The organism is Phyllobacterium phragmitis (assembly GCF_002980495.1).
In the GTDB taxonomy this organism is placed as follows: domain Bacteria; phylum Pseudomonadota; class Alphaproteobacteria; order Rhizobiales; family Rhizobiaceae; genus Paramesorhizobium; species Paramesorhizobium phragmitis.
Map to the genome: position 1 here is coordinate 93487 of NZ_PVBR01000019.1, position 9204 is coordinate 102690.

Below are 9204 nucleotides of genomic sequence, written 5' to 3' on the forward strand. Positions count from 1 at the left end.
TTCATGGGGCGCGACAGGCGATCCCCGGATCGGGTCGATTAAGAAAGCCCGGAATTGGGCTGGTTCAACAAGTATCTAGCTCTGTGCGGTGATCGGCGGCGAACGGCGGTAAATAGGATGGGTCCGAATACTCATTCTTGATCGCCGTTGCTCTCGGACTCGTCCGGCAACGGATCGTCGGGAAGTGAGTCGAGGTCACGCGACAGCTCCTTGAGGAACCTGTCGCCGGTCGCCAGACGCCGGCCGAGATTTTGCATGAAGCCCTCGAACCGCTCCGCGCCTTTGGCACGGGCTGCGGATTGTGCGGCTCCCGTAAGCGGCGGCGTGATGGTCATCCAGAAATGGATGAACTGCGCGACCGTCTCGCCGAGGACGGCGAGATCTAGGTCGAGCGTGTCGATCTGGCGGCCGAGCTTGTCCAAGCGGCGCGACATGGCGGCTTCAAGCTGATCGTCGGCATCGCCGGACAGGTAGGACATGACCGCCGCCTCCACGATGGCGGATTTCGAGACATTGCGGCGCAGAGCCACCGAACGGCGCAGCGCCATCGCCTCGATCTGCGGAATGAGCGCGGGGTCGAAATAGATATTCAGGCGGGTGCGTGTGGTCATGGGCGTGTCCTCAAAGCTCGATTCCATCATCGGGGTTCATGGCGACCTGCCGCGCGACCATCCTCATGCGCTGGCGCATGGCGCGGGCCTTGGCCGCGTCAACGTCCGGCTCGTCGTCCAGAAACTCGAACTCCTGTTCGGGCGCTGGCGGCGGGGCGGCGATTGCCTCATGCTCGGGCAATTCCGGCTCGCGGCGGATGCCGGCATTGGCCGGATCGCCCTCGGTCCCGTCTGCCGCGTCGGTCGCGGAACGGCTTTCCGCCGCGACCACGCGGCCGGACCAATCATCGGCGGATGGGCTGGGTGCCAGCGGAGCGGCGACCAGATCGGGCGGGGTCAGGATGCGTTCCTGAAACCGCGCATCCTCGAAATAGCGGGCCTTGGTCGCGCGGATCGGCGGCGTGCCCGCAACCATCACGATTTCATCGGTGGGCGGAAGCTGCATGATTTCGCCCGGCGTCAGCAGCGGCCGGGCCGTCTCCTGCCGCGATACCATCAAATGCCCGAGCCACGGCGCGAGGCGGTGCCCTGCGTAGTTGGTGGAGTCGCGTAGCTCGGTCGCGGTGCCTAATGCGTCTGAAACACGCTTCGCCGTCCTTTCGTCGTTCGTGGCGAAGCTGACGCGGACATGACAGTTGTCGAGGATCGCGTTGTTCGGGCCATAGGCGCGCTCGATCTGGTTGAGGCTCTGCGCAATCAAAAAGCCTTTGAGGCCGTAGCCCGCCATGAAAGCCAAGGCGGACTCGAAAAAATCTAATCTGCCGAGCGCCGGAAACTCGTCCAGCATCAACAGCAGCCGATGGCGCGTGCCGGAGGTGGTCAATTCCTCGGTCAACCGCCTGCCGATCTGGTTGAGGATCAGGCGGATAAGCGGCTTGGTGCGGTTTATGTCGGACGGCGGCACGACCAGATAGAGCGTGACGGGCTGGCGGCTGCCGACCAGATCGGCAATGCGCCAGTCGCAGCGCGCCGTGACGCGCGCTACCACGGGATCGCGGTAGAGGCCGAGAAACGACATGGCGGTGCTCAACACGCCCGACCGTTCGTTCTCGGATTTGTTCAACAGCTCGCGGGCCGACGACGCGATGACGGGATGAACGCCAGCCTCGCCGAGATGCGGCGTGTCCATCATGGCGCGCAAGGTTGCCTCGACCGGGCGGCGCGGATCGGACAGGAAGTTGGCGACGCCCGCCAAGGTCTTGTCCTTCTCCGCATAGAGAACATGCAGGATCGCGCCGACCAGCAAGCTATGGCTGGTCTTTTCCCAATGATTGCGTTTGTCGAGGCTGCCTTCCGGGTCCACCAGAATATCCGCGATGTTCTGCACGTCGCGGACTTCCCATTCGCCTTGCCGGACTTCGAGCAGCGGATTGTAGGCGGACGATCTGGCGTTCGTGGGATCGAACAGCAGCACACGGCCATGCTTCGCGCGAAAGCCCGCTGTCAGCGTCCAATTCTCGCCTTTGATGTCGTGGACGATGGCGGAAGCCGGCCATGTCAGCAGCGTCGGGACCACCAGCCCGACGCCCTTGCCGCTGCGCGTCGGGGCGAAGCATAGGACATGCTCGGGGCCACCATGGCGCAGATAGTCCCGGTCGTATCGCCCGAGCAGGACGCCATCGGGGCCGAGCAATCCGGCAGCGCGGATTTCCTTGTCTTCGGCCCATCGCGCGGAGCCGTATGTGGCGACGTTGCGCGCCTCCCGCGCCCGGATGATCGACATGAGGATGGCGGCGGCGATGGCGATAAAGCCGCCCGATACTGCGATGATGCCGCCCTCGACGAAGATCGCGGGCGCGTAGGCGTCGAACGAGAACCACCACCAGAAGAAGGCCGGCGGATAATAGACCGGCAGGCCCGCCAGCTCGAACCATGGTGCTCCAAGCTGCGGCTGGAAGCCGAGACGAAAAGCAACCCATTGCGTCGCCGCCCACGTCATCACCAGAACGATGGTGAAGACGACAGCGATCTGACCCCAAAGGATTCGGCCTCCGCGCAATGCAGGCTCCAGTCGGCAAAAGAGACGGAGCCGATCAGAGAGTAGGCAAAATCGGGATAGGCAACAGGAAAGCGGTTGCTGGAGGGCTGCCGGATACTATCGGCGGCAAATAGGACGGATTCCCTTCACGCTATCCGGCCGAGTGGTCGCCGTCGCGCAACTGGCCGGACGAATCGCCCCAACGGTTCATCCGGCCTGCAAGGTTGAGCAGGTTGCGGAGCGCGGCGCTGCGATTGAACGGCGACCAGACAGCGGTAAAGGCAACCGGCTCTGGTTCATCCGCAAAAGGTAGGAAGACGATTCCGGTCGTCGGCAGCAGCGCCGTGGCCGCGCCGACGATGGTTATGCCGAAGCCCTGTCCTACCATGGACAGCATTGTTCCACGCTCCACGTCGAAGCGCAGGATCGACGGCGCGGGCCAGCGTCCGGCATGGCGCAGCACGATATGGTCATGAACCTGCGGGCCAGTGCCGCCATAGCGGACAAGGAAGGTCTCGCCGGCCAGATCGGTCCATGTGATTGCCGACTGCCCGGCAAGGCGATGTTGTTCCGGCAGCACCGCCACCAGCGGTTCGGTCCAGATCGGGCGAGTATGGCAGTCGGGCAGATCGGGCGTGCCGGCGACAAACGCCACGTCCAGCCGGTCGGCGCGAAGCTGCATGACCGCATCGCGGGCCGTTCCTTCGGTCATCTCGACCTCGATGCCGGGATGGTCTTCCCGGTATTGCGCGATCAGATCGGCAAGGAAGCTGCCGGGGATCAGGGCATGGATGCCGATGCGCAGGCGTCCCCATTTCCCGGCCGCCGTCATGCTTGCGGTCTTCACCGCATGGTCAAGCTGATCGACGCCGGCAGCTATCCGCTCGACGAAGTGGCGTCCGGCCTCGGTCAGTCGCACGCCCCGAGCATGACGCTCGAACAGGAGGACGCCAAGGTCTTCCTCCAGCGCCTTCACGCGGGCGCTGACGCTGGATTGCGCCACGCCGAGCGCGCTGGCGGCGTGGCGGAAGTTCAGATACTCGGCGACGGCGAGCGTCTGAATCAGTGACGCCAGGGGAATGCGACCGCCGAGGATTTGAGACGATCTATCCGGTTGCGCATTTTTCAGACGCCGCCGTCGCATAGCGGTTCGCTACTCTCTCGTTGCCACGCCAGCAGCGAAGATGCCCAATAGGGTCAGAAGCGCGATGCCGAGCGTAACATAGCGTGCGGAATCCACCGCAGATTCTCCGCCTGCCGCCATCAGCGTGCCGGCGAGTGCGGACGTGATCGAGAAAGCTATAAGCTGTGTGATGGTGATCGCAGCAGCAGCCTTGCCTCCTTCGGCGGGATCATGTGTGCTGCTCATCGCTGCAACACCTAACAGCGGCCACGCCAGTCCGATGCCGACGCCGGCAAGCGCGAGGACGGCCGCCCAAATCAGCACCATCGCAATATCGGCACCGGAGACTTGTAGAAGCCCATAAGCGATCAGCCCAGCCGTCAGTAGCAGTGGGCCGACGCGGATGGCCCGGCGGCGGCCGCTCTCACTCTTGACCGACACCACGAAAAGCTGAGCAATGACCCACGCCAACGATAAGACCGCGCCGAGAAATCCTGCGATCAGCGGGGAGAGGCCCGCCAGTTGCTGGCCGAACAGCGGAATGAAGTTCTCCACCATCACGCCCGCGCTCAGGGCTGCAACCGTGAGATAAACCCATTTCAGGGAGTTGCCACGCCGATAGGTGATGTGGGGAAGGATGGTTTCCTTGGACCGCCGCTCCACGACGACGAACAACCAGAGCAGCACGAGGCCGATTCCGACCATTGCCAGCGTTGGCCAGCCTATGGGCACGATGGCGCTGAGGCTGATAGCGATGGTGGCAAGGACAAGCGGAATGAGAGAGGCAACGGGAACGGGCGAACGATGTCCCGAGCCGGCCATGCGGCCGAACGCGCGCTGCGCGATGATTCCGAACAGCAGCGACACCACCGCTAGCGCACCGTAGGACCAGCGCCAGAGGCCGAGTTCTGCGAACACGCCACCTAGCGCCGGCCCGAACAGCGTCCCCAAACCCCACATGGCCGACACGACGCCGGTTGCCCGTGCCCAATGGCGTTCGGGGAGTGCGGCGCGGATAACCGCATAGCCGAGGCCGGCAAGCAGACCGCCGCCGAGCCCTTGCACCACCCGGCCGACGATCAGCAGTTCCATCGTCGGACTTGCAGCATTGGCCGCTGCGCCCAGCGCGAAGACGACGAACGCCGCAACATAGGCAAGAGCCGGCCCCTTCCAGTCGAGGATACGGCTGACGAATAGCGAGGCCACGATTGCCGAGATGACGAAGGCAGTCGTCACCCACGCATAATATTGCTGCCCGCCAATATCCGCGACGATGGAGGGCATCAGCGCGGCGGTGAAATAGAGGTTCATCGCATAGAGCAGGACGCCGCTCGCCATGACCACAACGATGGCGAGATGACGGCCGGACAGGAGATCGGACCACCCGTCCAGATGCGCCGCAGGCGCGTTTGCGGGATCGGCCGGGCTGGCCGGAGTTGGTGAGCTATTCATCGACGGTACTCCGAAACGGGTGAAGTTCAGTTAGCTGTGCGCCGCACAGCCAAGGACAGGCTCAACACGACAAGCGAAACCAACAGCACGATGCTAGGCGCGACCGCGTGGTCGTAGTCGGCGTTTACCAGTGTCGTCAGGGAAGCGGCGGCCATCACCAGCGCGCCAAGGCCGGCTCCATAGGGGCGCGTGGCAGCGCGGATGAGCAACAGCCCGGCCGCGAGCTCGAGAATGGCGGTGATGTAATGGAACCAGCCGGGGTAGCCCCAAGCCACATAGGCCGCAGCGTTTTCCTCGGAGATGAAGGTATTGCCGTAAGCGCCGAACAGGAAGAAGGCTGCCAGAAGCCAAGCTAGGCTGGTCGATATGGTAGGAAGGGATTTGTTCATGTTGCCTCGCAGGATCGACGGCGGCCATTGCCCTGCCCGGACAGTGGACGAGCCGGAAGATTCATCATAGATTGAGCGATCACTCTAGTTATGATCGCAGCAAGGTCAAGCTATATTAGAGCGATCATTCTACGAAATGGAGGCGCCAATGGTTCGCAAGGTCGTTCCCGAGCAACACGAAGGTAAGCGACAAGAGATTTTGGCGGCAGCGCATCGCTGCTTCCTACGCCAAGGGCTGCAAGGCGCGTCGATCTCCATGATCTGCAAGGAAGCGGGGATGAGTCCGGGGCATCTCTATCACTACTTTCCGAGCAAGGATGCCATCGTCGAACAGATCGCCGATGAGTACCTGACGACGCTACATGCGCACTTCAACGCCCATGCCGAAGACGAGCCGACGGCGACGGTATTACTCTCCGAACTGTGGAGCATGAATGGGTGGGACGATCTGGCTCACTGCCGCATCACGTTCGAGCTGCTTGCAGAGGCAGGCAGAAACGAGAACATCCGCAAGATCATGATCGATAACACTGACAGCGTGCGGCAACTCCTGTCGGAGACCCTGAAAGCCGGACAGGCGCGCGGCGACGTTGATGCGGGTTTCGATCCTGATCAGACCAGCGCGGTGCTCGTATCCATTCTCTACGCCGCCCCCATGCTGCCGCTGATTGCGACCGATGTTGACTTTGATGAAAGCCGTAATCTCATTGCAGCGATGATCCGGCGGTTCTTACAGCCGTCAAAATGAGGTGTCGTGCGCTATAGGCTGATCCCTCTTTGCCGCCCCAATTGCCAAGACACCGATCCGCCCTGCACGATGCCCATGACCTCGCGGCCGAGCTGGCGGTCGATCACCGGCCGCCACGGGACAAGCGTAAACTCGTGGCTCTTTTCGACAACGGCGAACTTGCCGCTCGATAGCTGCACGGTGCCGGTGAACTTGCCGCTCACGTTCTCTCCGTCCGTGGCGGTGCGGAACGGCAGGCCCTTGCTCTCGGCCATCTCCGCGCCGACACGGGCAACCTCTCGCTCGCGCAGGGTGCCGAGAAGGCTGCGCCGATAGAAGATGCGGCCATTCCGCGCTCGGGTGGCGTCGCCCTGTTCGATATGGTGCTCGCGGCGCTGATCCATGGCCTCGCGGACCTGCTGGCCAAAGCCGGCCGGGGCAAGATCGGCCGTTTCGCTGTGGATCAGCCGCCGGTCCAGCCAGGTCGCGCCGTCCGATCCGATCTGCCTGTCCAGATTGATGGGAGAAAGCACGCGAACGCTGGCCTGCCGGTCATGGCCGGCGTCATAGGCGGCGGCGCGGCTCACCAGATCATCGGGGATGCGCCATTGGTCTGCGTCGATGCGCTCGACGATCCCGGCCCGGCGCAGCGCCTCCAGTCGGCGGACATAGGCATCGACATAGCCCTCATAGTCGCCGCCGGGAACGCGGCCCTCGAATTTCGCCTGCTCTAGATGGCGGCTCGGCCGATAGATGCCGTCCTCGGCAATGGCCGTGATGGTGCGGTCGGACGGCCGGGCCGTCGCCTCAGCTGGGCCGATCTGGATGACGCTGCCCATGCGGGCATCCTCCAGCCTTTCGGGCGCGATGCCCGCGATGTGGTGCGTCCGCCCGTCGATCCCGTCCACCACGATTGTCAGGTCTTCACCCAACTCGTCGGACAGGTGCTTGTCCACGACGCGGCCGACGATAGGCGTCTCTAGCGCTCCTTCATGGATTTGGAAACTCATGGGATCGCGTTCGCCACCCTGCGGGCCGAGCGCCTTCTGCATGGTGCGGATAATGTCGCCCCGTTCGCCCAACTCGCGCAGGGCCGGCTCCATGTCCTTGCTCAATTCCCAAACGCCGGGCGCGTGCTCGGCCGCCAGCCCCATCTTCTCCAGCTTGCCGAGACGGCGAAGGCGCAGCGTCCGCTCGAACTGCCGCCTCGGCGCTGCCGGTTCATGGCGCAGGTCGAGGAAACGGGCGTCGGCTTCTTCGGCCATGGCACGGTCGATGCGGGTGAAACGGTCCTGGTCGATTTCGGCCGACAGTTTGCGGGTTTGTTCGATCTCGGTGATGGGGCCGAGTTCGAGACTGGCAAGCTCGCTGGCGCGCTCGCGCAGGCCGGCCGAAAGGTAGTCGCCGTTGATGACTAGATCCCGGCCGGTATCGTCGCGGCCGTTGACGATAACATGCACATGGGGATGGCCGGTGTTGTAGTGATTGACGGCAACCCAATCGAGTTTCGTGCCGAGGTCGGCTTCCACCTGTTTCATGAAATCGCGGGTGTAGGCCGTGAGGTCCGACAGCTCCGCGCCGTCCTCGGGCGAGACGATGAACCTGAATTGGTGGCGGTCGTCCTTGCCGCGCTCTAGGAAGGCGTCGCCATCGGCGCGGTCCTCGGTCGCCGAATAGAGCCGGCCCCGCTCGCCGTCGCGTGACGTGCCGTCGCGCTGGACATAGCGCAGATGCGCGCGGGCGCGGCCACCCTTCCACGCGGCCCGGACGCTGCGCTGCTTGACGATGACGCGGTGGCTGCCGGGCTGGCGATGATGCCATTGGCCGGAGATGTTGCGGGCGCGCACGAAGCTCGCACCCCGGCCGCGCTTCACGCCCTTGCCGCTGGCGACCACGGCGCGGGAACGGCCCGGCGATGACGGGCGGGCGGCTGACGGCATGGAAGGATCGCGGGAGGCTGCCGCCTGATGCTGCCGGGTGATCTTCTTGACCTGCGTGAAAAAGCTCTTGGTCTTGCCAGCCTTCGGCGTGTCGGATCGGATGCGGCCGGGCTTCGGACGGAAGCGGTTTTCGTCATCGGCACTCATGGGCGCGACTTCGGCCAAAACCGCCGAAAACAGGCCGATATGGGCCTCTGGTGCCGCTCAAAACCCAGCAAAGCCAAGGCTTTGCGCGAAACCGTAGCACGCGGCCCCTCAAAACCATGGTGCCGGAATCGGCCACCTAACCAGTGTGCAGACAACAACATTTTCCAGAAGCGGCCCGACATGGTGCCGTCTTCTTTAATCTTGCCCTCCGCCCTTTCTGTCTTTTCTGCCCCTCCTGCCGGGCGCAAACCTGCCCGACCGGATGCCGAAACCAGCGCCGCCGAGCGCGGGAACGCCGCCCTCATGGCGTTCCCGCGTCGCTGGCGCTCGCCACGAAAATGCTGCCGTCCTGCGGCTCCGCTCGGGCGGGGTCGCGCGCCGGAACGGCAGCGCGGCCGTCGCCTGATTGCACCTCGGACGGCGGCGCGGCGGCAGCCCGCGTGTCGGCCGGGAGCATGACGAACAGCGGTGTCTCGCGCCAGTCGGGCGGCGGTGCCGGTGGTTGCAACGGCGCATCCGATGGAGCCGCGCCGCCAAGGATCGGGGCGAGCGCGGCGACATAGGCGCGTGTCTCGGCGGGAAGCGGGCGGCCCGTCGCGCGGTGCTCGTCGTAGCGGCCGGGGCCGGCGTTATAGGCCGCAAGCATCGCGCCGACATTGCCGTAGCGGTCGAACATCTCGCGCAGATAGGCCGTGCCTGCGAGGATGTTATCGCGCGGGTGTGCGCCAGGAGGCGGGGTGGGAACCCGCATAAGCTGGTGACGATCCTGTGGGGTGAAAGGCCCCACGCCCGTCGTAGCACAGTGCGATGGGACAAGCAGAGGGATGAGGAAACCCA

General features: G+C 64.3%; 8 protein-coding genes and 1 pseudogene. 1 reads left to right on the forward strand and 8 read right to left on the reverse strand.

The window, feature by feature from the left end; translation table 11 throughout:
* Positions 1-131 precede the first annotated feature (131 nt).
* The 5 genes from C5748_RS21150 to C5748_RS21170 all read right to left on the reverse strand — a co-directional run bounded on the left by C5748_RS21150 (position 132) and on the right by C5748_RS21170 (position 5553).
* Positions 132-611: a CopG family transcriptional regulator gene (locus C5748_RS21150; RefSeq protein ID WP_171009991.1), complete on the reverse strand. Its 480-nt coding sequence runs from the start codon at positions 609-611 to the stop codon at positions 132-134.
* 10 nt (positions 612-621) lie between these two features.
* On the reverse strand, positions 622-2610 hold the full coding sequence (locus tag C5748_RS21155; RefSeq protein ID WP_105744037.1) for a conjugal transfer protein TraG: 1989 nt from the start codon (positions 2608-2610) through the stop codon (positions 622-624).
* Positions 2611-2740: 130 nt separating this feature from the next.
* A complete protein-coding gene (locus C5748_RS21160) occupies positions 2741-3733 on the reverse strand; it encodes a LysR family transcriptional regulator (protein WP_105744039.1) in 993 nt (330 codons plus the stop codon).
* A gap of 9 nt (positions 3734-3742) precedes the next feature.
* Positions 3743-5164 (reverse strand): MFS transporter, encoded by a 1422-nt coding sequence (locus C5748_RS21165; protein WP_105744041.1) that lies wholly within the window; start codon positions 5162-5164, stop codon positions 3743-3745.
* A gap of 26 nt (positions 5165-5190) precedes the next feature.
* Positions 5191-5553 carry a DoxX family protein gene (locus C5748_RS21170; RefSeq protein WP_105744043.1) on the reverse strand — a complete coding sequence of 121 codons (363 nt, stop codon included), beginning with the start codon at positions 5551-5553 and terminating at the stop codon, positions 5191-5193.
* Between the two features lie 148 nt (positions 5554-5701).
* Here C5748_RS21170 and C5748_RS21175 point away from each other — a divergent pair, with 148 nt between their 5' ends.
* Complete coding sequence (locus tag C5748_RS21175) at positions 5702-6301, forward strand: TetR/AcrR family transcriptional regulator (RefSeq protein WP_105744045.1); 600 nt, start codon at positions 5702-5704, stop codon at positions 6299-6301.
* Between the two features lie 11 nt (positions 6302-6312).
* Here the strand turns inward: C5748_RS21175 and C5748_RS29535 are convergent, their stop codons facing one another.
* From C5748_RS29535 to C5748_RS21185, 3 genes and pseudogenes are all read right to left on the reverse strand, one after another.
* Positions 6313-7545: a DUF3363 domain-containing protein gene (locus C5748_RS29535; RefSeq protein ID WP_280953498.1), complete on the reverse strand. Its 1233-nt coding sequence runs from the start codon at positions 7543-7545 to the stop codon at positions 6313-6315.
* 168 nt (positions 7546-7713) lie between these two features.
* A pseudogene (locus tag C5748_RS29540) lies at positions 7714-8367 on the reverse strand (relaxase/mobilization nuclease domain-containing protein); the annotation flags it as partial.
* Between the two features lie 301 nt (positions 8368-8668).
* Positions 8669-9204: lytic transglycosylase domain-containing protein (locus C5748_RS21185; protein ID WP_245581900.1), on the reverse strand; the 536-nt coding region annotated here is incomplete at its 5' end.